This is a genomic window from Phenylobacterium sp. LjRoot219 (assembly GCF_964252995.1).
Taxonomy (GTDB): domain Bacteria; phylum Pseudomonadota; class Alphaproteobacteria; order Caulobacterales; family Caulobacteraceae; genus Phenylobacterium.
The window spans coordinates 1111434-1136228 of the sequence record NZ_CAXUQI020000001.1 but is presented as its reverse complement, the minus strand read 5'-3'; the positions used below and the strand labels follow the sequence as shown (position 1 = coordinate 1136228).

Annotated in this window: 20 protein-coding genes and 2 pseudogenes; 12 read left to right on the top strand and 10 right to left on the bottom strand. The window is 70.3% G+C overall.

Annotation, left to right across the window (positions count from 1 at the left end; translation table 11 throughout):
- Positions 1-41 precede the first annotated feature (41 nt).
- The 3 genes from cofH to cofE are packed head-to-tail and all read right to left on the bottom strand — an operon-like array spanning position 42 to position 4127.
- Positions 42-2366, bottom strand: coding sequence for a 5-amino-6-(D-ribitylamino)uracil--L-tyrosine 4-hydroxyphenyl transferase CofH (cofH, locus tag ACSQ14_RS05555; RefSeq protein WP_436015369.1), 2325 nt, complete (start codon positions 2364-2366; stop codon positions 42-44).
- 28 nt (positions 2367-2394) lie between these two features.
- Positions 2395-3348: a 2-phospho-L-lactate transferase gene (gene cofD, locus ACSQ14_RS05550; RefSeq protein WP_436010548.1), complete on the bottom strand. Its 954-nt coding sequence runs from the start codon at positions 3346-3348 to the stop codon at positions 2395-2397.
- The gene (cofE, locus tag ACSQ14_RS05545; RefSeq protein ID WP_436010546.1) at positions 3345-4127 is read right to left on the bottom strand and encodes a coenzyme F420-0:L-glutamate ligase; all 783 of its coding nucleotides are present in this window, start codon (positions 4125-4127) and stop codon (positions 3345-3347) included. The genes cofD and cofE overlap by 4 nt, the downstream gene beginning before the upstream one ends.
- Positions 4128-4398: 271 nt before the next feature.
- Between cofE and npdG the strand changes: the two are divergent.
- The 5 genes and pseudogenes from npdG to ACSQ14_RS05520 all read left to right on the top strand — a co-directional run.
- A pseudogene (gene npdG, locus ACSQ14_RS05540) lies at positions 4399-5070 on the top strand (NADPH-dependent F420 reductase); the annotation flags it as partial.
- Positions 5071-5284: 214 nt separating this feature from the next.
- Entirely contained in the window at positions 5285-5881 is a 597-nt protein-coding gene (gene cofC, locus ACSQ14_RS05535; protein ID WP_436010544.1) for a 2-phospho-L-lactate guanylyltransferase, read from the top strand.
- A 120-nt stretch (positions 5882-6001) separates the two neighbouring features.
- Positions 6002-6856 carry an SDR family NAD(P)-dependent oxidoreductase gene (locus tag ACSQ14_RS05530; protein ID WP_436010542.1) on the top strand — a complete coding sequence of 285 codons (855 nt, stop codon included), beginning with the start codon at positions 6002-6004 and terminating at the stop codon, positions 6854-6856.
- Positions 6857-6913: 57 nt separating this feature from the next.
- A complete protein-coding gene (locus tag ACSQ14_RS05525; RefSeq protein WP_436010540.1) occupies positions 6914-7825 on the top strand; it encodes an LLM class F420-dependent oxidoreductase in 912 nt (303 codons plus the stop codon).
- A 23-nt stretch (positions 7826-7848) separates the two neighbouring features.
- A pseudogene (locus tag ACSQ14_RS05520) lies at positions 7849-7953 on the top strand (hypothetical protein); the annotation flags it as partial.
- On the opposite strand, the gene ACSQ14_RS05515 reads toward ACSQ14_RS05520, so the two are convergent.
- Complete coding sequence (locus tag ACSQ14_RS05515) at positions 7950-9146, bottom strand: alkyl sulfatase dimerization domain-containing protein (RefSeq protein WP_436015367.1); 1197 nt, start codon at positions 9144-9146, stop codon at positions 7950-7952. The pseudogene ACSQ14_RS05520 and the gene ACSQ14_RS05515 sit on opposite strands and share 4 nt — an antisense overlap.
- A gap of 254 nt (positions 9147-9400) precedes the next feature.
- On the opposite strand from ACSQ14_RS05515, the gene ACSQ14_RS05510 reads away from it, so the two are divergent.
- The 4 genes from ACSQ14_RS05510 to ACSQ14_RS05495 all read left to right on the top strand — a co-directional run bounded on the left by ACSQ14_RS05510 (position 9401) and on the right by ACSQ14_RS05495 (position 13414).
- Entirely contained in the window at positions 9401-10411 is a 1011-nt protein-coding gene (locus tag ACSQ14_RS05510; RefSeq protein ID WP_436010538.1) for a zinc-dependent alcohol dehydrogenase, read from the top strand.
- Positions 10412-10474: 63 nt separating this feature from the next.
- Entirely contained in the window at positions 10475-11629 is a 1155-nt protein-coding gene (locus ACSQ14_RS05505; protein WP_436010536.1) for a sulfotransferase family protein, read from the top strand.
- A gap of 3 nt (positions 11630-11632) precedes the next feature.
- The gene (locus ACSQ14_RS05500) at positions 11633-12424 is read left to right on the top strand and encodes an SDR family NAD(P)-dependent oxidoreductase (RefSeq protein WP_436010534.1); all 792 of its coding nucleotides are present in this window, start codon (positions 11633-11635) and stop codon (positions 12422-12424) included.
- Between the two features lie 165 nt (positions 12425-12589).
- Entirely contained in the window at positions 12590-13414 is an 825-nt protein-coding gene (locus tag ACSQ14_RS05495; protein ID WP_436010532.1) for an NAD(P)-dependent oxidoreductase, read from the top strand.
- A 130-nt stretch (positions 13415-13544) separates the two neighbouring features.
- On the opposite strand, the gene ACSQ14_RS05490 is transcribed toward ACSQ14_RS05495, so the two are convergent.
- Together ACSQ14_RS05490 and ACSQ14_RS05485 are read right to left on the bottom strand one after the other, a co-directional pair.
- Complete coding sequence (locus ACSQ14_RS05490) at positions 13545-14780, bottom strand: DUF1214 domain-containing protein (protein ID WP_436010530.1); 1236 nt, start codon at positions 14778-14780, stop codon at positions 13545-13547.
- Between the two features lie 55 nt (positions 14781-14835).
- Entirely contained in the window at positions 14836-15648 is an 813-nt protein-coding gene (locus tag ACSQ14_RS05485) for a sugar phosphate isomerase/epimerase family protein (protein ID WP_436010528.1), read from the bottom strand.
- Positions 15649-15932: 284 nt separating this feature from the next.
- On the opposite strand from ACSQ14_RS05485, the gene ACSQ14_RS05480 reads away from it, so the two are divergent.
- Positions 15933-16673 (top strand): SDR family NAD(P)-dependent oxidoreductase, encoded by a 741-nt coding sequence (locus tag ACSQ14_RS05480; RefSeq protein WP_436010526.1) that lies wholly within the window; start codon positions 15933-15935, stop codon positions 16671-16673.
- 97 nt (positions 16674-16770) lie between these two features.
- Here ACSQ14_RS05480 and pstS read toward each other — a convergent pair whose 3' ends face one another.
- Positions 16771-17862 carry a phosphate ABC transporter substrate-binding protein PstS gene (gene pstS, locus ACSQ14_RS05475; RefSeq protein ID WP_436010524.1) on the bottom strand — a complete coding sequence of 364 codons (1092 nt, stop codon included), beginning with the start codon at positions 17860-17862 and terminating at the stop codon, positions 16771-16773.
- A gap of 234 nt (positions 17863-18096) precedes the next feature.
- Between pstS and ACSQ14_RS05470 the strand changes: the two genes are divergently transcribed.
- Both ACSQ14_RS05470 and lon read left to right on the top strand, forming a co-directional pair.
- Positions 18097-18504, top strand: coding sequence for an Hsp20/alpha crystallin family protein (locus tag ACSQ14_RS05470; protein ID WP_436010522.1), 408 nt, complete (start codon positions 18097-18099; stop codon positions 18502-18504).
- Positions 18505-18517: 13 nt separating this feature from the next.
- Complete coding sequence (gene lon, locus ACSQ14_RS05465) at positions 18518-21019, top strand: endopeptidase La (protein ID WP_436010520.1); 2502 nt, start codon at positions 18518-18520, stop codon at positions 21017-21019.
- A 148-nt stretch (positions 21020-21167) separates the two neighbouring features.
- Here lon and ACSQ14_RS05460 read toward each other — a convergent pair whose 3' ends face one another.
- The 3 genes from ACSQ14_RS05460 to ACSQ14_RS05450 all read right to left on the bottom strand — a co-directional run bounded on the left by ACSQ14_RS05460 (position 21168) and on the right by ACSQ14_RS05450 (position 24738).
- Positions 21168-21629 carry a hypothetical protein gene (locus ACSQ14_RS05460; protein ID WP_436010518.1) on the bottom strand — a complete coding sequence of 154 codons (462 nt, stop codon included), beginning with the start codon at positions 21627-21629 and terminating at the stop codon, positions 21168-21170.
- A gap of 89 nt (positions 21630-21718) precedes the next feature.
- Positions 21719-22666 carry a UDP-glucuronic acid decarboxylase family protein gene (locus tag ACSQ14_RS05455; RefSeq protein WP_436010516.1) on the bottom strand — a complete coding sequence of 316 codons (948 nt, stop codon included), beginning with the start codon at positions 22664-22666 and terminating at the stop codon, positions 21719-21721.
- An 11-nt stretch (positions 22667-22677) separates the two neighbouring features.
- Positions 22678-24738 (bottom strand): O-linked N-acetylglucosamine transferase family protein, encoded by a 2061-nt coding sequence (locus tag ACSQ14_RS05450; protein WP_436010514.1) that lies wholly within the window; start codon positions 24736-24738, stop codon positions 22678-22680.
- Positions 24739-24795 lie beyond the last annotated feature (57 nt).

The following is a 24795-nucleotide window of genomic DNA, read 5'->3' as shown; positions in this document are numbered from 1 at the left end:
CTCTGCGCTGCGCTCCGGCCGGGATGACGGCGAAATTTTACCTAAGCCAACTGCCGCGCCGGGGCCGCAGGCTCGTCGAACAGACGGTAGAGCGTCGAGCGCCGGCGCAACGTGCGGCCGGCGGACTCCGCGGCCTCTTGCAGCTCGGCGACGCTGACTTCCTGGCCGTGCTCGGCGCCCGCGGCGCGGCTGATGCTCTCGTTCATCAGCACCCCGCCGAGGTCGTTGCAGCCGGCCGCCAGGCAGGCGGCCGCGCCTTCGAGGCCGAGCTTCACCCAGGAGCACTGGATGGAGTCGATCGCCCCGTGCAGCGCGATCCGGCCGACCGCGTGCATCAGCACCGACTCGCGCCAGGTCGGCCCGCGCCGGGCCTTGCCCTTCAGGTAGAGCGGCGACTGCATGTGCACGAACGGCAGCGGCACGAACTCGGTGAAGCCGCCGGTGTCCAGCTGCAGGCGACGGATCGCCAGGATGTGCCGCGCCCAGTGCTCCGGCCGGTCGAGGTGGCCGAACATGATGGTCGAGGTGGTCGGCAGGCCGACTTCGTGGGCGGTGCGCACCACCTCCAGCCACTCGGCGGTGTTCAGCTTGTCCGGGCAGATGTGGCCGCGGACCTCGTCGTCGAGGATCTCGGCGGCGGTGCCGGGCAGCGAGCCGAGGCCGGCGTCCTTCAGCCGCATGAGGTAGTCGCGCAGGCTCATGCCCAGGGTCTGCGCCCCGGAGCTGACCTCCAGCGGCGAGAAGGCGTGGACGTGCAGGTCCGGGACCGCCGCCTTCACCGCCTTGAGGATGCCGAGGTAGGTCTCGCCGGTGTAGCTCGGGTGGATGCCGCCCTGCAGGCAGACCTCGGTCGCGCCGTTGGCGACCGCCTCGACCGCGCGCAGGGCCACCTCCTCGTCCGCCAGGACGTAGGGCTTGTCGCGGGTGCCGGCCTTGGTCGAGGTCTTCGAGAAGGCGCAGAAGCCGCAGCTGTAGGTGCAGATGTTGGTGTAGTTGATGTTGCGGTTGACGACGTAGGTGACGACGTCGCCCTTCGTCGCGAAGCGCAGCGCGTCGGCCGCCCGCACCACCGCCGCGGCGTGGGCGCCGCGGGCGGAGAACAGGCTGACGATCTCGGCTTCGCTGAGCTCGCGACCCGCCGCGGCCTTGTCCAGCACCTTGTCGAGCGCGCTGCCCGGCCCAATCGCCGGCGCGCCGAGCGGCAGCTTCGCCGTGCCCGGCGCATGGGCCGGCGACCCCGGACACCAGGCGCCGTCGCGCGCCAGGCCTTCGGTGTCGCTGAGCTTCAGCGCCGGCGTGCGCAGCTTCGCGTCGAGCCAGTGCTCGCGCGCATGCAGGTAGCGCGGATAGACGGTCAGCCGCTCGACCAGCGGCCGGCCGGCCTCGGCGCAGACTTCGGCCAGCGCCTCGATCTGCGGCCAGGGCGCTTCCGGGTTCACATGATCGATGGTCAGCGGCGAGATCCCGCCCCAGTCATCGATGCCGGCGTCGAGCAGCGCCTCCAACCGGCTGTCGTTGAGGTTCGGCGGCGCCTGCACCGAGACCTCGTCGTCGAGGATGATCCGCGCCCAGGCGATCGCCCGATAGAGCGCCGCGTCGGACGGCTCCTCGGCCAACGCCATCTTGGTGTCGCTCTTGGCCCGGAAGTTCTGGACGATCACTTCCTGCAGGTGGCCGTGCTGGCGATGCAGATCGCGCAGCACGAGCAGGGCGTCGATCCGCTCCTCCTCGGTCTCGCCGATGCCGATCAGGATGCCGCTGGTGGTCGCCACCTTGGCTTCGCCGGCCGCCGCCAACGAGGCGATGCGCACCGCCGGCTGCTTGTCCGGCGAGCCGAAGTGCGGGCCGCCGCGCTCGCAGAGCCGCTCCGAGGCGCTCTCCAGCATCAGCCCGGTCGAGGCCGAGACCGCGCGCAGGCGCTGGTGATCCTCCAGCGTCAGCACGCCGGCGTTGATGTGCGGCAGGAGGCCGGTTTCGGCCAGCACCCGGGCGGCGACGTGCTCGAGGTAGTCGACGGTGCGTTCGAAGCCGAGCTCGGCCAGCGCCGCGCGGGCGGCCGGATAGCGGCGCTCGGGCGCGTCGCCGAGGGTGAACAGCGCCTCCTTGCAGCCCAGGGCCGCGCCCTTGCGGGCGATCTCCAGGACCTCGTCCGGCGAAAGGTAGGGCTTGGCCAGCTCGCGCGGCGCCTTGGCGAAGGTGCAGTAGTGGCAGACGTCGGCGCACAGCTGGGTGAGCGGGATGAAGACCTTGCGCGAATAGGTCGTGCGCGCCGGGCCGCGGGCGTCGCGGCGCGCGCGCGCCTCGGCCAGCAGGCTCTTGGTCGGGGCGGCCAGCAGACGGCGCTTGAGTTGGTCGTCCAGGCTCATGGTCACGCTCGCCTCCTCGGTACTTTTCTTATGGTTCGACGGCGACGCCAGCGGCCGCGAGGGTCGCTTTCGCCAAAGCGATGCGATCAGCTTGCGACCGCATGATGGCGGGCGCGGCGTCGACCGCAATTCCCAGGGCCTCGACCCGCGGGGCTTCCGCGCGGTCCGCCTCGTCGACGATCAGCTTGTCGATCAGGCCCTGATAGTGGCGCGCGACGCCGACCACGTCGACGCTGGCGCCCAGTTCGGTCATCAGCTTGGCCGTCGGACCCTTGATCGCCTGGCCGCCGACGATCGGCGAGACCGCCACGCGCGGGACGTGGAGTTCGGCGAGCTGCTGGCGCACGCCCGGCAGCGACAGCAGCGGGTCGATGCTGAGGTAGGGGTTGGACGGGCAGACGATCACCGCGCCCAGGTCCTTGCGCGCCAGCGCGGCGGCGAACCCCGGCGAGGGCCGCGCCTCGCGCGCGCCGGCGAAGCCGATCGCCCGGGCCACCGGGTGGCACTGCTCAGCGACGAAATAGCGTTGGAAATCCAGCAGGCCGTCCTCGGTCTCGACCTTGGTGCGCACCGGATCGTCGCTCATCGGGACCAGCGCGGGGCCGATGCCGAGGCGTTTGGCCAGGTCGGCGGTGATCTCGGACAGCGTCTCGCCTGCGCGCAGCCGGCGGGTGCGGGCGATATGCATGGCCAGGTCGCGGTCGCCGAGCCGGAACCAGTCGGGCTCGCCCAGCCGGCCGAGCTGCTCGATCGCCTGCCAGCTTTCGTCGGCGACGCCCCAGCCGCGCACCTCGTCGGCCAGGCCGGACAGGGTGTAGACGACGGTGTCGATGTCCGGCGACACCGACAGGCCGACGTGCTCGAAGTCATCGCCGGTGTTGATGACGATGGTCAGCCGCTCGGGCGGCAGCACGGCGGCCAGGCCGGCCGCCAGCTTGGCGCCGCCCACCCCGCCGCAAAGCGCAAGAACGTGCTGGCTCACCGGAACAGATCCTCTTTCGTCGGGCGCAGCACCGCAGCCGCCCCCGGCCCGTCGGCCGCGCTGACGAAGCGCTCCGCGCCGCGGACGATCACCGCCGGCACGCCTTCGGCCCCCTCGCCCATCACCAGCACCGCGGCGGCCGCCAGGCTGTCGGCGATCGCCACCAGCGTGGCCTGCAGGGTTCGGCCGAACAGGTCGGCCTCGCCGCGCCGGTCGTCGACGACCGCCAGGCCGGCGACGCCGATCGCCGTGCCGATCGTGCCCAGCCGCCAGGCGCGGCCCAGGCTGTCGGCGATCACCACCGCCGGCGCGACCCCGCTCAGTTGCTTGAGCTCGGCACGTATCGCCCGGGCGCTATCGTCCGGGTCGACCGGCCAGAGCAGCACCGCGTCGTCGGCGCCGCCTTCGACGTTCGAGGCGTCGATGCCGGCGTTGGCGGCGACGTGGCCGGTGCGGTGGCGAGCGATCACCACCGCCGGCGTGGTGCGCACCACCGCCTCGCTCTCGTCCAGCATCAGCTGCATCAACGGCGCCGGCCGGCCGGTCTCGGCGGCCATGGCCTCCGCCTGCGGACCGGCGGCCACGTCGCTCAGCCGCACCGCACGGCCTCCGCTCTTGGAGACGATCTTCTGCGCCACGACCAGCACGTCGCCGGCCGACAGCGCGATCCCCTGCCGCGCCGCCGCGGCCAGCGCCTCGCGCGCCACGCTCATACCGGCTGAGAACAGCGGCAGGCCCTCGAGCGGCAGGACGCTCAATGGCGCCGCAGCCCTGCGCACGCCCGCAATCCCTGATGCTTCACTCATGCGGCGTCAGGATGCGAATACGAAGATTGAGCGGAAGGGCGTTGCGCGGCCACGATGTGCGTCCGGTCGGGCCGCCCATCCCGGCGCGGCCGCATGCTGGTCGTTGAAAGCGTCGCCGGCCGCCCATCCCGGTGCGGCCGCGTGAAGTTGCGAGAGGCTGACGGAAGCGCCGGGGCTTTGCAACCTTGCCCGCGGTCCGATAGGGGCATAGCCCGACAAACATCGCTACTACGAACGAAACGTCACCGAGGGGAACACAGGAATGGCCAAGATCGCAGTCGTGGGCGGCACCGGGGATCTGGGCAACGCCATCGCCAAACGCTTGGTGAAGGCCGGCCATCAGGTCCTGATCGGCTCGCGCCGGGCGGAAGCCGCTGCGGACGCCGCCGCCGCGCTGGGCGCTGACGTCGGCCACGGCGTGAATCCCGAGGTCGCGAAGAACTGCGACTTCGTGATCGTCACCGTCCCCTACTCGGCCCAGGCCAACACCCTGAAGGACATCAAGGACTCGGTCGGCCAGGCGATCGTCGTCGACACCACGGTGCCGCTGGTCCCGCCTAAGGTGATGCGCGTGCAACTGCCCGCCGCCGGCTCGGCCGCGCTCGAAGCCCGCGAGCACCTCGGCCCCGAGGCGCGGCTGGTTTCGGCCTTCCACAACGTCGCCGCCCACAAGCTGGCGACCGACGAGGCCGTCGACTGCGACGTGCTGGTGTTCAGCGACGACGTCGAGGCGCGTGGCCAGGTGGTCTCGCTGGTCGGCGACATCGGCATGCGCGGCCTGGCGGCCGGCAGCCTCGCCAACTCCGCCGCGGCCGAGGCGCTGACCTCGATCCTGATTTTCTTCAACAAGACCTATCAGGCCGACGGTGCCGGCGTGCGCTTCACCGGCCTGAAGACCGCCCCGCCGATCGGCTGAGGCAAGCCCGAACCTGACATGTCATCCCGGAAAGCCGCGCCAGCGGCTTGTCCGGGACCCAAGAACACGAAGGCTCCCGGACCGCACGCAGCGGCGCCGCTTCTTCCAATCCCAGCTGCCGTGTTCTTGGGTCCCGGTCTTCGCTCCGCGAAACCGGGATGACAGCCTGGGAATCCCCTTGTTCCCCCTGCGAAAAGATGGTCTCGCCGCCGCCATGACGTGCTGGGTCGTGATCCCCATCAAGGCGCCTGAGGCCTGCAAGACGCGGCTGCGCCCGGCGCTGGGCGAGGCGGCGCGGCGCGAGCTGGTGGCCGGGATGCTGCGCCATGTGGTCGAGGTCGCCGGCGCCGAGCCGGCCGTCGACGCGGTGCGGCTGATCGGTCCATCGCGCCACGGCCTGCCGGCGGAAGTGCAGTTGCTGGCCGATCCCGGCCAGGGGCTGAACCCGGCGCTGGCCGCGGCCCTGACGGCCGCCGCAGCCGCCGGCGTCACCCGGCTGGTGGTGCTGGCCGGCGACCTGCCGCGGCTGGCCGCCGAGGATCTCGCCGCGCTGGCCAGCCTCGACGCCGGCGAGCTCGGCGTCGCCCCGGACCGCAAGGGGCTGGGCACCAATGCGCTCTCGCTGCCGCTGCCGCAGGCGCGGGACTTCCACTTCCAGTACGGGCCCGACAGCTTCGCGCGCCACGCCGCCGAGGCCGTGCGGCTGGGCCTGAAGCTTCAGACGGTGCGCTCCGAGACGCTCGGCCTCGACGTCGACGACCCGGCCGACCTCGCCGCCCTTCCGACAGCCCTGTCATCGCCGCTGCGATGACGGGCAGGCGGCGTTGACCCCCTCGGGGGCGGGCCGACATAGTCGCCCCCGCGGCGCCGCCAGAAGCTCCGCACCGGCCTTGCTCGCGCGGCAAGCCCACTGCGCGAGGAACCCCAGGACGTGAACCCGAACGACCTTCTGCTCAAGGACCAGGTGGCCGTGGTCACCGGCGGCGGCGGCGGCCTGGGCCGCGCCATCGCGCTCGCCCTGGCGGGCGCCGGCGCCGACGTGGTGATCGGCGACATCGTGCCGGCCCGCTGCGAGGAGACCGTCGCCCGCATCCAGGAACTGGGCCGCCGCGCCGTCGGCGTGCCGACCGACGTCATGGACACCGCCCAGGTGGAGGCGCTGGTCGCCCGCGCCGAGAGCGAGTTCGGCCGGCTCGACATCCTGGTCAACAACGCCGGCGGCACCGCGCTGCGCCCCTTCCTTGACCAGAACGAAAAGTCCTGGCGCAAGCACATCGACCTGAACTTCGTCAGCATGCTGGCGGCGACCTCGGCGGCCGCGCCGATCATGATCAAGGGCGGCCGCGGCGGGGCGATCCTCAACGTCTCCAGCATCGAGGGCTCGCGAGCGGCTCCGTATGCGGCGGTCTATTCGGCCTGCAAGGCGGCGATGAACAACTTCACCCGCACCATGGCGGTGGAGCTGTCCGACCACGGCATCCGGGTGAACTGCATCGCTCCGGACTTCACCGAGACGCCCGGCCTGCGCGGCAACGACCGCAACGGCCCGGTCGATCCGTCGACCTGGTTCCCGGTCAGCGAGACGCAGCAGGCCGGCATGGCCCGACGCATCCCGCTGCAGCGGGGCGGCGTCGACAGCGAATGCGGCCAGGCCGCGCTGTTCCTCTGCTCGCCGATGGGCAGCTACGTGACCGGGACCATCCTGCCGGTCGACGGCGGCACCTGGGCCTCGGGCGGCTGGGTGCGCAGCAAGACCGGCCGCTGGGTGCTGAGCGAGATCGACTAGCCCCGCCGCCACACCATCATCGCCACAAGACAGACAGAGAAAACCGAGGGAAGCGCCGTGAAGATCAACGTCACCATGCCGTTCGACAGGCTCGATGCGTATGAGGAGTTTGTGCGGCCCGAGGCGGTCGCCGAGATCGGCAAGGTCCTCGACCAGACGGGCTTCCACGCCGCCCTGGTAACCGATCACCCCTGCCCGACCGGCCGCTGGCTGGACGCCGGCGGCCACTACGCCCAGGACCCGTTCGTGATGCTGTCGCTGATCGCGGCGCACACCAGCCGCATCCGGCTGCAGACCGGCATCCTGGTGCTGCCCTACCGCAACCCGTTCATCACCGCCCGTTCGATCTCGACCCTGGACGTCTTCTCCGGCGGCCGGGTGACGCTGAGCGTCGGCGCTGGCTACCTGAAGGGCGAGTACAAGGCGCTCGGCGCCGACTTCGACAACCGCAACGACGTCATGGACGAGTACATCCTCGCCATGAAGGAGGCCTGGACCAAGGACGAGTTCACCTTCAAGGGCTCGACCTACGAGGCGCTCGGCAACCGAATCCTGCCGCGGCCGGTGCAGAACCCGCATCCGCCGATCTACATCGGCGGCAACTCCAAGCGGGCGATCCGCCGCGCGGTCGAGATGGCCGACGGCTGGAACCCCTTCTTCACCCCGGCCCAGCTGTCGGCGACCAGCCGCACCAAGGCGATGACCGACGAAATGGACCTGGCGGACAGCCTCGCCTACCTGCACGAGCACTGCGAGAAGGTCGGCCGGGCCACGCCGCCGGAGATCGTGCTGGCCAGCGTCACCCAGCCTGGCGAGAAGCTCAGCGCCCAGGAGTTCCTCGACCGGGTCGGCAAGTACACCGAGCTCGGCGTCACCACCGGCGCCACCAACTTCCACGTCGACACCCGCGCCGAGTGGATCGAACAGGCCCAGCGCTTCAACGAAGAAGTCATCGCCAAGCTGAGTTGAGCGCTCGCCTGCTTTTCCTTCGTCATCCCGGCCGGAGCGCAGCGGAGAGCCGGGACCCAGGGGCGGCGTGCACGGCCCTGGGTCCCGGATCGGCCTTTCAGGCCGTCCGGGATGACGGGGTTGTTTACCCCTCCAGCTCGCGGAGCTCCGCGGCGATCGACATCCGCTCCCAGAGGTTCGTGCCGCCGGTCTGCTGATTGAGCAGCTCCAGCGCCGCGCGCTTCACCTCGCGGGCGGGCTTGGAGCCCGGCTCGGCGACCAGCGCGATGTCCAGCAGGTGCAGCGCCTCCAGCGGCTTGCCCGCGGCGACGAAGCCGCGGGCCCGTTCGGCCAGCTTGTCCGCCCCGCCGGCCAGCTCGGCGATCGCCGGCGCCACGCTCGAGGCCGGAACCCCGTAGAGGTCGGTGATCCCCCGCGCCGGGTCCTGCCAGCCGGTGTACTCGTGCCAGATCGCCCGCACGTTCCAGGCCACCTTGCCGTACTCCTCGGTGAGCGTGAGCTCCGGCGGCGGCACGACCTCGGCCATCAGGGCGCGCAGGTCCTTGCCGGCGTTCATCCCCTCGACGGTGCGGTCGTGCACCCACTGCACCGAGTCGATGATCCGGGTGGTCTCGCGCTGGATGTGCTCGGCCCCGCGGATGTCCTCGTGGCCGGTCAGCACCTGCTCAGGCTTCAGGGCGCGCAGCGTCTTGATCGAGTCGATGAACTGCAGCGCCCAGCGGGGCTTGTCGCCGCGCAGGGTGTTGAGGTTCGGCTGGTTGCCGAACAGCGGGCCGAACAGATTGCCGACGACGGCGATCTTCTCGTCCGGCAGCCAGACGATCACCGCCGAACGGGTCTCGCCGCCGGGCGTGTGGATGATCTCGAACCGCCGGCCCCCGAGTTCGAAGGCGTAGCCCTCGTCGCCGATCAGCAAGTCGGGGGCGACCTCCTGCGTCGGCACGATGTCCTCGGTCCGGCCGGTGATGCCGCCGAAGATCCGTCGCGAGCCGCGCCGGTAATGTGCGCTGAGCGCCTCCGAATAGACCCGGTCCTCGGGATAGGTCTTGTGGGCGATGATCACATTGTCCGGCGTCTTGTAGACCTCCAGCCCGCCGTACTGGTTGGCGTGGCTCTGGGTCAGCACGATGTAGCGGACCGGCATCTGCGAAACCTGGGCGAACCGCTCGCGCCCGCGCCGCGCGTCGCCGAGCGTGCCGGCGTTGACCAGCACGTCGCCGGCCGGGGTGGTCAGCAGGTAGCTGTTGCCGACGCCGCGGCTCTCCCAGACGCCGGGCGCCCGCTCGATCGGCGCGGTCTGGCCTTCGCCGGATTGCACCATCTCCGCCACCTTCAGCCCCTTGGGCGACAGGCTCGTATCCGTAGTCATCGCAGGTCTCCTCCGTCTCCGGCAGCTTCCGGAAGCGCCGCGGCGGGCGCAACCGACCACGGCCGGCCTGCAGCCTCCGGCAGGGTCTAAGCGGCCCGGATTCGGCCATATGGCCCGCCAACGGCTTTGCGGCGGCGGACATCGACGCTCATCATTCGCGCCAGTTCCAACGACGGGCCACGGCCGCAGCGCCGGGACCCAGGGAGATGACGATGAAGGTGGCGGTGCTCCACGGTCCCGGCGACCTGCGGCTCGACGATGCGCAACGGCCGACGGCCGGCCCGGGCGACCTGGTGATCAAGGTGGCGGCGGCCGGGATCTGCGGCACCGACCTGCACTTCCGCAACATGGGCCCGCGGTTCGAGGCGCCGATGGCGCTGGGCCACGAGTACGCCGGCGAGGTGATCGAGGTCGGCCCCGAGGTGAAGAGCTTCAAGCTCGGCGACCGCGTCGCCTACAACTCCAACAACAGCCCCGCCGACATGGGCCGCGGCGGCGAGTGCGGCGGCTTCGCCGACTACGTCGTGCTGCGCGACATCGACAACCAGACCCAGGCGCTTTGCCGGGTGCCGGACAACGTCAGCCTCGAGCACGCCGCCCTGGTCGAGCCGCTGTCGGTCGCGGCGCACGCGGTCAACCGCGCCGACCCGAAGCCCGGCGAGAGCGTGGCGATCTTCGGCGTCGGGCCGATCGGCCTCGGCATCGTCGTCGCCCTGCGCATGAAGGGGATCGAGGACATCGTCGCCTTCGACCTGTCGCCGCTGCGCCGCGAGCGCGCCCTGGCGCTGGGCGCCAAGGCCGCCTTCGACCCGCGCGAAAATCCGCCGGCCGAGATCCTCCGGGAGCTGCGCGGCGCGGGGACGATCTGGGGCGTCGAGTACCCGAAGACCGACATCTACTTCGAAGTCAGCGGCGCGCCCGGCCTGCTGTCGCAGATCGCCGACTTCTGCATGAAGCGCAGCCGGATCATCACCGTGGCCATGCAGCGCCACCCGGTGACCTTCGACGGCACCAAGCTGATGAGCAAGGAGATCAGCGTCATCGGCGCCTCCGGCTATCCGACCGAGTTCCCGGAGGTGATGGAGGAGCTGGCGGCCAAGGTCGTCGATCCCGAGGCGATGATCACCCACCGCTTCCCCTTCAGCGACTTCCTCAACGCCTTCGAGGTCGCCAACGACGCGGACCATGCGGCCAAGGTCGTGCTGACCTTCGACTGAGCCGACCTCGCCTTCCGCACTTCCCTGTCACTCGGGCGAGACGCCCCCAGTTTTGGATTCACGATGGCTTTGACCTTTGACGACGTCGTCGACGCCGCCCGCGCGAAGACCGGCGGCCTGCCCCTGCCCGACATCGATTCCTGGCAGGAGGGCCTGCAGATCCTGCTGAAGGACCACGCCAAGGCCGACCGGCTGACCGAGCGTGGCTGGGGGATCGTCAAGAACCGCTACGTCGAGGCGCTGGCGACGCGGATGGCGGTCGACGACTACATCCGGCGGAATCCCGCCGTGACGGAGGTCGAGGTGAAGCGGCCGGTGTTCATCCTCGGCATGCCGCGCACCGGCACCACCGTCGCCAGCTACCTGCTCGACACCGACCCGGCGAACCGCTCGATGCTGCGCTGGGAGGCCTACAACGTCGCCCCGCCGGCCGCGCCGGGCGCGCTGAAGTCCGATCCGCGCTGCCTGGCCGAGGTTGCCAAGGACGAAATGATGCTGAAGGCGAACCCGAAGACGGCCGCGGCGCACTGGGAGCCGGGCGACGGGCCGACCGAATGCGTCCACCTGGTGGCGCAGGACTTCCGCTCGCTGATGCTGGCGGTGATCACCACCGCGCCGACCTATCACGACTGGATCCTGTTCACCGACATGGAGACCGCCTTCGCCCATCGGAAGCGCGTGCTGCAGATCCTGCAGAGCACCAACCCGGGGCGCTGGATGCTGAAGATGCCGTCGGACTCGCTGTTCATCCGCCAGCTGTTCAAGACCTTCCCCGACGCGAAGGTGATCTGGGCCCACCGCGACCCGTACGCGACCTTCGCCTCGTCCATCAACATGCGCGGCGGCTCGCGGCCGATCTTCGAGAAGGACGAAGGCCGCGAGTACATGCGCCAGCGCTTCCCGCTGCAGATGGCGCTGCATGTCGCCCGCCCGCTGGAAGTCGCCAAGGAGCGGCCGGACGACATCTACAACCTCTACTACGACGACATGCTGGCCGACCCGCTGGCGCAGATGCGCAAGGTCTACCGCTGGCTCGGCGACGAATGGACCGACGCGACCGAGACCGGCATGCGCCAGTGGCTGCAGGACAATCCGCAGAACAAGCTCGGCAAGCACAGCTACTCGCTGGCCGACTGGGGTTTCAGCAAGAAGGACCTCGAGCCCTACTTCTCCGACTATCTCCGGGCCCACCCGGTCGCCACCGGCCAGGAGGCCTGATCCATGTCGCGTAACCTCTTCGATCTCACCGGCCGCGTAGTGCTGGCCGCCGGCGCCAACAGCGGCATCGGCCTGGGCTTCCTGATGGGCTGCGCCAAGCAGGGCGCCGACGTGGTGATCTGGGGCCGCCGCGCCGACCGCAACGTCGAGGCGCTTGAGCAGCTGAAGGCCGCCGGCGCCGGGCGCACCCACCACGAGGCGGTCGACGTCGCCGACGAGGCGGCGGTCGAGGCGGCGTTCGCCTCGACGCTGAAGGCGCTGGGCCGGGTCGACTGCGTGTTCGCCAACGCCGGCTTCACCTCGCGGGCGCCGTCCTTCCCGGACATGACCAGCGAGATGTACCACGCGCTGCTCAACGTGAACCTGCACGGGGCCTTCTACACCCTGCGCGAGGCCACCCGGCACATGCGCGCCCGGGCCCAGGCCGGCGATCCCGGCGGCTCGCTGGTGGTCTGCGGCAGCCTGTCGATCTTCCACGGCATCCAGGGCATGGAGCACTACGCCGGGGCCAAGGGCGCGCTGGCGGCGATGGTCAAGGGCCTGGCGGTCGAGATGGGCCAGTACAAGGTCCGCGCCAACATGCTCGCGCCGGGCTTCATCATGAGCGAGATGACTGAGGGCTCGACCCAGGTCGCCGGCATGATCGAGCACTTCTCGAAGATCACCCCGCTCGGCCGGCCGGGCTATCCGGACGACATCGAGGGGCCCGCCGCCTACCTCGCCTCTGACGCCTCGAAGTTCCACACCGGCGACATCCTGGTGATCGACGGCGGCCGGACGGTGAAGTCGCTCTAACGCAAACACCGAACGCCCCCTCCGTCTCGGCGCTGTCGCGCCGCTCCACCTCCCCCGCTTCGCGGTGGAGGATCTGGGCGCAAGATGCTCCACCGCTTTAGCGGGGGAGCTGTCCGCGCAGCGGACTGAGGGGCGTTTTTCCTCGACACCACAAGGACAAAGACCGTGGCCAACCCCACCCTGAAATGCGGCTTCATCGGCATGGGCAGCCAGGGCGCGCCCATGGCCCAGCGGATGATCGACGCCGGCTTCCCCGTGACCCTGTGGGCGCGGCGCGCCCAGACGCTCGACCGCTACCGCGGCACCGCCGCCAGCTTCGCCGAGACGATCGCCGAGCTCGGCGCGGCGGTCGACCACGTCGGCGTCTGCGTGGTCGACGACAACGACGTGCGCGAGGTCTGCGCCCAGCTGATCCCGGCCATGCGCCCGGGCGCGCTGATCGCCATCCACTCGACCATCCACCCGGAGACCTGCCGGGCGCTGGAACGGCAGGCGGCGGCGCGCGGCATCCGGCTGATCGACGCGCCGGTCAGCGGCGGCACGCCGGTCGCCGAGCTCGGCGAGCTCACCGTCATGGTCGGCGGCGATCCCGCGGCGTTCGAGGCCGCCCGGCCGGTGTTCGAGAGCTTCGGCAAGCTGATCGTGCTGCTGGGCGAGGTCGGAGCCGGCCAGAAGGCCAAGCTGGTCAACAACGCCCTGCTGACCGCCAACCTCGGCCTGGTGCACAACGCCGTCGCCGGCGGCGTGGCGATGGGCGTCGACCGCACCGCGCTGATCGAGCTGCTGAAGGAAAGCAGCGGCCGGAGCTACGGGCTCCAGATCTATGCGCGGATGACCCAGCTGGCGAACTTCGCCCACCCGGCGATGCTGCTGGCCAAGGACGTGCGGCTGCTGGGCGAGACGCTCGGGCCTGACCACCCGGCGTTCGAGGTGATCCGCGATGCGGCGACGCCATTCCTGGCGGCGGTGGAGGGGGCGGCGAAGGGCTAAACGCCCCCTCCGTCTCGCGCCTGCGGCGCGATCCACCCCCGCTTCGCAGGGGAGGAGCGAGCGCACGCTGCTCCCCCGCGCGCGGGGAAGCTGTCAGCGAAGCTGACTGAGGGGGCATTCGGCCCGCGCGCTACATCCCCAGCCCGTAGCGCTGGCGCACGCCGTTGAACCGCGCGTGCAACTGGGCCACCCGCTCCTCGGGCGTGACCTTGGCGCTGTCGGCCGGCAGGGCGCTGGCCAGGTCGGCGCGCTTCACCAGCAGCGACGCGAACGGGGTGACGTTCTGGCTCAGCAGGTTGCGGTAGGTCAGGTTGCCGCGCTCGAAGCCCTGGGTGTCGAGCCAGTTGTGATAGCCGGGGTCGTCGTGGGCGATGATCAGCCGGACCTTGCCGTCACTGTCGACCTTGGTGCGGGCCGGCGTGTAGCTCACCGGCCGGTAGAGATAATCGAGGCTGTTGAAGAACACCCCCATCATCGCCGCCATCCAGAAGCCGTCATGGCTGTTGAACTCGACAATCAGCGCCTCGTCGGGCTTCAGCGCCCAGCACATGTTGACCGCCATCCGGCCGCGCTTCTTGTCGGAGGCGGCGTCGCCGGGCGGCTCCGGCGGGAAGGCGTTGAGGTTCACCGGGTCGGCCCCGCCGGAGATGTACGGGTGGTCCGGCCAGTCGCCCATCACGCCGGTGAGGAAGCTCCCGGCCCAGTCCATCGCCTGCACCAGGTCCGCCGGCGTCGCGGCCGGCCGCGGCTCGGCCATGTCGACCCGCTCGATGCGCATGGTCGCTGGCCGTTCGTCCCAGCGGTCGAAGCCCTGGCGCAGGAACAGCTTGCGCGAGCCCGGCGTGGTCGGCAGCCAGTTCGGCCCGCGCTTGGGCCCGCCGATGTAGAGCTCGAACGAGCCGTCCCAGCCGCACTCCAGCTGGTGGCCGAACAGGTTGGCCTCGGGGATGTCGCCGAACGGCTCGTGCAAGCTGCGGATCTCGGTCCCCGGCATCTTCTCCGGCCGCGGGCCCTGGACGGTGATGTTCAGGAACCGGCAGGTGCCGCGGTTGCCGGTGATCTTGTAGACCGACTGGCCGTCGATCCAGGCCTGCTGATAGGCGAAGTCGGCGGCGTCGCCGCCCAGCTTGCGGTGCGGGCCGGCGAAATGGTGCAGCTCCGGAAACCGCGTGTTCTTGCTCTCGAGCGACAGGTCGAAAGCCTGGCCGAGGTTCTGGGTCAGGAAGCGGAAAGCGTCGGCGCGGTGCAGCGGCGTCGCCGGATTGTAGTCCTTGAACACCTGCTCGCCGGCGGCCTGCAGCCGCTCGCAGAAGGTCTTCCAGGCGTCGCTCAGGGCCTGGTCGTCGGGGCTGTCGCGAAAGGCCATCGAAGAGCTCTCCTTGTATCCGTCCGGCCTGCAGGCAGGCCGCGCGCGCCTTACGTCACGCCCCGCGGGCGCTAAGAAAATCGCCGAGCCAGTCGGCCGTCCGCCGGCACGCCGCCGCCCGGCCCTCCTGGTCGATCCGGGGCCCCAGGAGCTCCAGGTCGAAGGCCCCGGCGTAGCCGGCGTCGAGCGCCCAGCCGAGGATCCGCTCCAGCGGAATGGCGCCGTCGCCCGGCACGGCGCGGCACGGCGAAGCCCGGTCGCCGAGCACATAGTCGGCGACCTGGATCAGATGGCAGCGCGGCATGGCGCGCGCGATCGACTGCTGCAGCCCGGCCTCGGTCCAGCAGGTGAAGACGTCGAGGCAGACACCGATGCCGGCCATCTCCGCCAGCTGCACCGTGTCGCGCAGCGAGTGGGCGATATGGATGTCGGCGAAGACCGTGGAGGCCGGCTCGATCATCAGCCGCACCCCGGCGTCGCCGGCGCGGGCGACGCACGGCGCGATCGCCTCGCTGAAGGCCGCGGCCGCGTCTTCCCAGGTGAGGCCGCCCCGGCCGCCGGTGACCATGTAGATCGACCCTGCGCCCAGCGCCGCGGCCGCCTGGATCACCTGGTCGAGCTGCGCGCGCGCCTCGCCCCAGGCGTCCTTCTGCGACAGCTGTCGCGGCGCCAGGAAGGGATGCATCAGGTATTCGAGCGTCCAGTCGCCGGCCTGCACCAGCTCGCGCAGCGCCGGCAGGCCTTCGCTGAACAGCATCGGGCTGACCAGGCTGGTCCGATGCGGCGCAAGCTCACGCAGGTGCGCCGTCACCTCGCGCGCGCTCTCGCCCGGGAAGCAGATGCCGCCGATAGAGATTCTCTCGTGCATGGTCTTCCCTGGTCCTCCCGCGCCCGGTCGGCTGCGCTCTGTGGCGAGGCTCGACGGTCACGGCCGCCACCGTGGGCGCCGGGGTCCAGGGCGTCAAGGCGACGGCGGTTCAATTTCCCTGTCAGCCCGGAAGCCGCGCGGCGTACAGCCGGGGCGTCGGAAAATGCCGATTGACAGCGGCGGTCGCCGGCGCGACCGGGATCCCAAAACAACGATACGCGAACGACAGGGGGACGAACCCGGCGGGCGCGACCCTGCGCTGGCCAAGGCAGGTGGAGGAAGTGATGTCTCTGAACGGCAAAGTCGCGGTGGTGACCGGCGGCGGACGGGGGATCGGCCGCGCGATCGCCCTGCAACTGGCGAAGGACGGCGCCGCCGTGGCGGTTTGGGACCTGCGGCACGAGGAGGCGGAGGAGACCGTAGCAATGATCGAGAAGGCGGGCGGCAAGGCGCTCGCCTGCCCCGGCGACGCCTCGGCCCCCCTCGACGTCAGCGCCAACGCCGAGCGCACCCGCAAGGCGCTGGGGCCGGTCACCATCCTGGTCAACAACGCCGGCATCACCGGCTTCGACGACTTCCAGACCATCAGCCTGGATCATTGGGAGCGGATGCTGCGCATCAACCTGACCGGGCCGTTCCTGTGCACCCAGGCGCTCATCCCCGACATGCTGGCCGCAAACTGGGGCCGGATCGTCAACATCTCCTCGTCGTCGACCCAGACCGGCGCGACCCACATGGCGCACTACGTCGCCTCCAAGGGCGGGTTGATCGGCATGTCCAAGGCGCTGGCGATGGAATACGCCGCCCACGGCATCACCGTGAACAATGTGCCGCCCGGCTTCATCGACACCCCGATGCTGCGGGAGTCGCCGGTCGACATCGAAGACTACGCCGCCACCATGCCGATGAAGCGGCCAGGCCAGCCGGAGGACATCGCCGCGGCGGTCGCCTACCTCGCCTCGGACGCGGCCCGGTACGTCACCGGCCACACCCTGAGCGTCAACGGCGGCCGCTATCTGAACTGAGGCCGAGTGGGGCGAGCGCAGGGGGCGTTAGGAAGATGCAGAAAGGCCTCCCCCGCGGGGCGGGAGAGGCCTTGTCGTCGCCGAAAGGGCTATCGGATCAGGCGCCGGGGAACACCGGCTTGCCGTCGGTCCCCTTGATCTGCTCGGACCACTGCTTGCGCATCATGTCCTTCACCGCGGCCGGCAGCGGCACGTAGTGCAGCTTCGCCGCGGCCTCGTCGCCGTTCTTGTAGGCCCAGTCGAAGAAGGACAGCACGGCGCGGCCCTTGGCGGCGTCGGCCTGCTGCTTGTGCAGCAGGATGAAGGTCGCCCCGGTGATCGGCCAGGCGCCCGCGCCCGGCTGGTCGATCAGCACCAGATAGTTGCCCGGCGCCTTGGCCCAGTCGGCGCCTGCGGCCGCCGCGGCGAAGGACTCGGCGGTCGGGTTGACGAAGGCCCCGTCGCGGTTCTTCAGGCCGGCGTAGCCCAGGCCGTTCTGGCTGGCGTAGGCGTACTCGACATAGCCGATCGCGCCGGCCGTCTGCCTGACGAAGGCGGCGACGCCGTCGTTGCCCTTGCCGCCGATGCCGGTCGGCCATTCGACCGCGTCGCTGGCGCCGACCTTCTGCGCCCAGGCCGGGCTCTGGCCCGCGAGGTAGGTGGTGTAGAGGAAGCTGGTGCCGGAGCCGTCGGAACGGTGCACGACAGTGATCGGCAGGTTAGGCAGCTGCAGGCCGGCATTGGCCTGGACGATCTGCGGGTCGTTCCACTTCTTGACCGTGCCGAGGTAGATGTCGGCCAGCAGGGCGCCGGTCAACTTCAGCTGGCCCGGCTGCACGCCCGGCAGGTTCACCACCGGCACCACGCCGCCGATCACCGTCGGGAACTGGTGCAGGCCGGCCTTGTCGAGATCCTCGGGCTTCAGCGGCTTGTCGGTGGCGCCGAAGTCGACGGTGCGCGCGTTGATCTGCTTGACGCCGCCGCCCGAGCCGATCGCCTGATAGTTCAGGACCTGGCCGCTCTCGGCCTTATAGGCCTCGGCCCAGCGCGCGTAGATCGGCGCCGGGAAGGTCGCGCCGGCGCCGGAGATCACGGTCCCGCCGGCGGGCGGCGCGCCGGCCTTCTGCGCCTGATCCTGGGATTTGCCGCAGCCGAACAGCAGCAGGGCGCTGGCGGCGAGGGCGAGCGTCGTCGTAACGGCGGATTTCATGATGGATCTCACCTTCCGGTTTCAGCGAGGCTTATGCCGAGGCCGTATGACAGATCCGTGACAGTTGATCTGTGTGCTGAATCTCGCCCGGAATGCAGCCGCTCACACCGAAAGCCGCCCTCGATCAGCTGAAAGGCGGCCGCGCCGCTCCTGGCGAACACGCTTACTCGCGGTCGCCTGGGAACCCACGCCCGCGCTCCGCTCGTTACGCCCAACGTGCGAGGAGCCGAACCGATGCGCCGTGACGATCCGGTGGCCTGGATGTGGGCCGATGCCGTGCAGATGATCTCCCAGACCGAGCAGTTGCACCGCCAGATGTTCCGGCCGAACGGCCAGGAGCCCACGCGAACCTGCTGGGAGCCGCCGGTCGACGTGCTGGAGACCGACCATGAACTGCTGATCGTGGCCGCCCTGCCCGGGGTCGATCCGGACGCGGTCGAGGCGGTGATCGACGACGGCGTGCTGATCCTGTCCGGCCGGCGCGTGCTGCCGCCGGAGCTGGAGATCGCCGTCATCCACCGGCTGGAGCTGCCGCAGGGCTGCTTCGAGCGCCACATCCCCCTCCCTGCCGGCCGCTACGACGACGTGCGCCGGCTCGCCGCAAACGGTTGCCTGCTGGTCAGGCTGCGCAAGGCCCGCTGAGCGGAGGCGAATCATGTCGGAACAGCCGAAGGCCCCCGAGGCCGCCCCCGAGCCTATCGCGTTCGATCCGCTCGCCGCCGCGCCCGGCCCTGGCCCTGCAGGCGACGCCCTGGCCATGCCGCCGCTGCCGGCCGACGCGGTGATCATCATCCCCGTGCGCGACGCGGTGCTGTTCCCGGAGATCGTGCTGCCGGTCGCGCTCACCGGCCGCGCCGCGGTCGCCGCAGCCCAGCAGGCGGTGCGCGCGCAGCGGCAGTTCGCCGTGGTGCTGCAGCGGGATGTTGGGACCGAGGACCCCGGCCCGGCCGAGATGCACCGCATGGGGGTGGTGGCCAACCTGCTGCGCTACGTGACCGCGCCCGACGGCGGCCACCACATGATCTGCCAGGGGGTCCAGCGTTTCCACATCACCGAGTTCCTGCCCGGTTGGCCGTTCCTGGTCGCCCGCGGCCTGCACCTGGCCGAGCCGGTCGCCCAGGGCTCAGAGATCGAAGCCCGCTTCCTGAGCCTGAAGCAGCGCGCGCTGGAGGCGTTGTCGCTGCTGCCCAACGCGCCGCCGCCGCTGCGTGACGCCGTCGAGGCGGTGACCTCGCCGACCGCCCTGGCCGACCTCGCCGCCGCGCACATGGACCTGAAGCTGGAGGAGAAGCAGGACATCCTCGAGACGCTCGACCTGATCCAGCGGCTGGACAAGGTCGCGCGCCTGATGGCCCACCGCCTCGAGGTGCTCCGGCTCACCCAGCAGATCAACCAGCGCACCCGCGCCGCCTTCGACGAGCGCCAGCGCCAGGCGGTGCTGCGCGAGCAGATGGCCGCGATCCAGCGCGAACTCGGCGAGGACCAGCCGAACTCCGAGCTGGCCGAGCTGAAGGCGGCGATCGACGCGGCCGGTATGCCGGAGGCGGTCGACGCCCAGGCCCGCAAGGAGCTGCGCCGGCTGGAGCGCACCCCCGACGCCAGCGCCGAATACGGCATGATCCGCACCTATCTGGAGTGGCTGACCGAGCTGCCCTGGAAGTTGCCGGAGCCGCCGCCGATCGACGTCGAGGAGGCGCGGCGGATCCTCGACGCCGACCACTACGGCCTCGACAAGATCAAGCAGCGGATCGTCGAGTATCTGGCGGTGCGCAAGCTGGCCCCCGACGGCAAGGCGCCGATCCTGTGCTTCATCGGCCCGCCGGGCGTCGGCAAGACGTCGCTCGGCCAGTCGATCGCCCGCGCCATGCAGCGCAAGTTCGTCCGTGTCAGTCTGGGCGGGGTGCATGACGAGGCCGAGATCCGCGGCCATCGGCGCACCTACGTCGGCGCCCTGCCCGGCGACATCATCCAGGCGATCCGCCGCGCCGGCTCGCGCGACTGCGTGATGATGCTCGACGAGATCGACAAGATGGGCGCGGGCATCCACGGCGACCCGTCCGCGGCGATGCTGGAGGTGCTCGACCCCGAGCAGAACTCGACCTTCGAGGACAACTACCTCGCGGTGCCGTTCGACCTCAGCCGGGTGGTGTTCATCGCCACCGCCAATATGTTCGACGGCATCCCCGGCCCGCTGCGCGACCGGATGGAGATCATCCCGCTCGCCGGCTACACGGCGCGCGAAAAGCTGGAAATCGCCAAGCGCTATCTGGTCCGTCGGCAGATCGAGGCCAACGGGCTGACCACCGCCCAGGTGGAGATCGAGGACGCCGCGATCGTCCGGGTGATCGCCGACTACACCCGGGAAGCCGGCGTGCGGACGCTGGAGCGCGAGATCGGTCGACTGCTGCGCAGCGCCGCGGTGCGGGTCGCCGCCGGCGAGACCGGCCTGATCCGCATCGGCCCGCCGGAGGTGACCGAGATCCTCGGCCCGGCCCGGTTCGAGAACGAGCTGGCCATGCGCACCAGCGTGCCGGGGGTCGCCACCGGCCTCGCCTGGACCCCGGTCGGCGGCGACATCCTGTTCATCGAGGCCACCCGCACCGCCGGCCGCGGCCAACTGATCCTCACCGGCCAGCTGGGCGACGTGATGCGCGAGAGCGCCCAGGCGGCGCTCAGCCTGCTGAAGAGCCGCGCCGAGGCGCTCGGGCTGCCGGCCGACATCTTCGAGAAGAACGACATCCACGTCCACGTGCCGGCCGGCGCGACGCCGAAGGACGGCCCCTCCGCTGGGGTGGCGATGTTCACCGCCCTGGTCTCTCTGCTCACCGGCCGCAACGTGCGCAGCGACACGGCGATGACCGGCGAGATCAGCCTGCGCGGCCTGGTGCTGCCGATCGGCGGGGTGAAGGAGAAGGTGCTGGCCGCCGAGGCCGCCGGGATCGCCCGGGTGATGCTGCCGGCCCGCAATCGCCGCGACTTCGAGGACATCCCCGAGGAGACCCGCCGGAATCTGGAGTTCATCTGGTTGGAGACGGTCGACGACGCCATGGCCGCGGCCCTCGAGCCCGCCGGCGCCGGCGGCGCGGCGAAGACCCCGCCCGGCCCGGGCGTCCAGCCGCTCGCCGCCAAGAGCTGGGGCCCGCCGACGGCGCATTGAGGGCGCGGTAGGGAAACCGCTCATCCCGGCGAAGGCCGGGACCCAGATCCAGCCGCGGAGCCGATGGCTCGACTCCGCGCATCTCGCGCCCAATCAGCGCCCGCCATCTGGGCCCCGGCCTGCGCCGGGGTGAGCGGTGTTTTGGCGGTTAGCCCGCCGGCAGCATCGCCACCACTTCGTTGGTCTTGGTGATGAAGCGGACGCCCTTCAGCCGAGCCTTCGGGGCGTTGCCCCATTCGCCCTTCACCTCGACCGGGGTGACCGCCGGGGCGACCGCGCCTTGCGGTTTGTAGCCGATGACGTCGACATCATAGATGCCGTCCGGCGGCGCCGCGGCGTTGACCCGCGGCAGGAACGACAGCTGGTAATAGCCCGCGGCCTCGGTCTTGCCGGACGCCTTCAGGGTCAGGCTGGTCTCAGTGTTGCCGGGTTCGACGGTGGCGCTGTCCACCTGCAGGATCTGCTCCTGGCCAGCATAGAGCGTCGCCTGTCGCGACAGCGACTTCCGCGGCGCCGGCGCAGCGACCTCAGTGGCCTCGCTCTTGGACTGTTCGCAGGCCGAAAGGCCCAGACAGGCCGCCAAGCCTGCCGCCATAACGATGATACGCAAAGAATCACCCTCCCCGTTGCCTTGTACGCGGAGGTTGCGCCTGCGGGGAACGCCCGGCAAGCGCTAGGTGAACGATGTTCTCCGGACGCCTAGGCGTCGCCGCGGGTCAGCAGCTCGTCGAAGTAGGCGATGGTCCGGCGCAGGCCCTCTTCCAGTTGCACCGTCGGCTCCCAGCCGAGGATCGCCCGGGCCTTGGTGATGTCCGGCTGGCGCTGCTGCGGATCGTCCTGCGGCAGCGGCCGGTACTCGATCTTCGAGCCCGTGCCGGTCAGCTCGACCACCTTCTCCGCCAGCGCGCGGATGGTGAACTCGCCGGGGTTGCCGAGGTTGATCGGGCCGGTGACCTCGTCCGGCGCATCCATCAGGCGCAGGAAGCCCTCCACCAGGTCGTCGACGTAGCAGAACGAACGGGTCTGCTGGCCCTCGCCATAGAGGGTGATCGCCTCGCCCTTCAGCGCCTGGACGATGAAGTTCGACACCACGCGGCCGTCGTTCGGGTGCATCCGCGGGCCGTAGGTGTTGAAGATCCGCGCGACCTTGATCCGCAGCTTGTGCTGCCGGTGATAGTCGAAGAACAGGGTCTCGGCGCAGCGCTTGCCCTCGTCGTAGCAGGAGCGGAAGCCGATCGGATTGACGTTGCCCCAGTATTCCTCCGGCTGCGGATGAACCGTCGGGTCGCCGTAGACCTCGCTGGTCGAGGCCTGGAAGATCTTCGCCTTCCGCCGCTTCGCCAGGCCCAGCATGTTGATCGCCCCGTGCACCGAGGTCTTGGTCGTCTGCACCGGATCGTACTGGTAGTGGATCGGCGAGGCCGGGCAGGCCAGGTTGTAGATCTCGTCGACCTCCACGAAGAGCGGGAAGGTCACGTCGTGGCGCAGCAGCTCGAAGTTGGTGTTGTCGAGCAACCGCGTCACGTTGCGCCGGGCGCCGGTGTAGAAGTTGTCGACGCAGAGCACTTCATGGCCCTGGTCCAGCAGGCGCTCGCATAGGTGCGAGCCGATGAAGCCGGCGCCGCCGGTGACAAGAATACGTTTCATGGCGAAGGGCCTCAGCCTGCGGCGGTCCGGCGGCGACGCGCCGGCGCGGATTCAGTTTCGGGAACGGATCTCCACAGCCGGTCGTCCGGCTGCAGCGGCCGCATGCGGTCGCGCTCAGCGAGCTTGGCGCGATAGAAGTCGTCGTAGTCCGGGGCCAGCGCCAGCATCTCCTGGGCGTCGTGATCGTACTCGATCGCGGCGCGCAGATAGACGGCCAGGTTGGCGAGATCCGGGGTCGGCAATTCACCCTGCAGATAGTCGGCGCACATGCCGGCGTAGATCGCCTCCAGGCTGGCGGCGAGCTTGTCCATGTCGAACAGGTCGCAGGTGGCGCGGTTCATCTCCAGCTTGGCCTTCAGCGCCGCGACCTCGGCCGGCGCGTTGGCCAGCTCGATCGCCCGGGCCACGAAGGCCTGGGGGGCGTCGCAGATCAGTTCCGGCAAGCCCGCGGCGCGCACCAGGCTGCCGCACACCCGCGAGGCGAAGCTGCGGCCGGACATGGTCAGGATCGGCACGCCCATCCACAGCGCGTCCGAGGCGGTGGTGTGCGCGCCATAGGGGAAGCTGTCGAGGAACAGGTCGGCCAGCGGATAGCGCGCCAGATGCATCGGATTGGCGATCTTCGGCGCGACCACCAGGCGGTGGCGCTCGACCCCGCGCTGCTCGGCGTAGTCGGCCAGGCGCTGGACGGTCTCCGCGCCCGGATCGAGCAGCCACAGCACGCTGTTCGGCACGGCGCGCAGGATCTCCAGCCAGCGGTCGTAAACGTGGCGCGTCAGCTTCTGCACGCCGTTGAAGCTGCAGAAGACGAAGCCCTCCTCGGGCAGGCCGACCTCGGCGCGGGTCGGCCGGTGCGGCGCGACCAGCCGCTTGCGGTCGTTCGGCTGGTAGCAGGGCAGCCGGCGCACCGCCTCGCTGTAGTAGTGCTCGAAGCCCTCGGGGATGATCCAGTCGTCGGCGATGACGTAGTGGTGGTAGGGCGTCCCCATCGTCCCGGGATAACCCAGCCAGTTGACCAGGATCGGCGCCGGCCGGCGCGCGAACAGGTTGCTGCGGCCGTCGCGGGTGTGGCCGTTGACGTCTACCAGGATGTCGATGCCGTCGGCGGCGATCCGCTCGGCGGCGGCGTCATCGCTGATCTCGCGGATGTCGACCCAGTGCTCGACGGCGGCCTTGATGCGGGCGTTCAGCGCGCCCTCGTCGGCCTTGCCGCAATAGTAGGCGAACACCTCGACCTGGGCGCGGTCGTGCACCTCGAACAGCTCGGCCATGAGATAGCCGATGGCGTGGTCGCGCAGGTCCGAGGAGACATAGCCGATCCGCATCCGCCGGCCGGTCAGGTCGATGGCCGCGTCGCGGCGGTCGAACGCGTTCACCTCGGGATCGGGCACAGCCTGTTCGACGAAGCGCACCGAGGTGCCGAGGTGGAGGATCGGATCGTCGGCGTAGGCCGAGACCGACAGCGGGCTGATCCCCATCATCAGGGTGCGGCGCGCGACCCGGTCCGACGGGGCCATGATCGGCCATTCGCATTGGCCCATCCGCAGAGCCACATACTGCTCGATGACGTCGCGCTGCTCCGGGATCAGCTCGAGCGCCTCGCGCAGCGCCAGCTCGGCCATCCCCGGCTGGTGGTGATCGGAGAACACCCGGCCGATCTGCTTCAGCGCCGTGGTCTTCATCTCCACGGCGTTGCCGGTGACCGACTCCACCCGGCCGAGCATCGTCTTCCAGGTTTCGATGCCCTGGTGCGCGGCCCCGCCCCGCTCCAGCACGCCGCCTAGGTTGATGTAGGCCGGGAAAAAATCCGGATTGGCGGCGATCGCGGCCTTCAGCAGGTCCGCGGCCGCGGCCAGATCGCCGGCGTCGCTTTCCAGCACGGCGCAATTGAACTGCGCCACATGCACCTGCGGTTCGGTCGGGTTCAGCCGGATCCACAGCTTGTAGAGCTGGCGTGACAGCTGCGTCTGGCCCGAAGCATTCAACGCCATCGCCGCCTCGATCAGCTCGCGCAGCGAAAACGGTCCGGCGGTGATCTTCTGGATCGCGTCGAGAAAGACGGTGTCTGGCATCTTGCGGCTACCCTGCGCCCAGCCGGCCAGGCGCCGGTTTGAACGATGATTCGGATC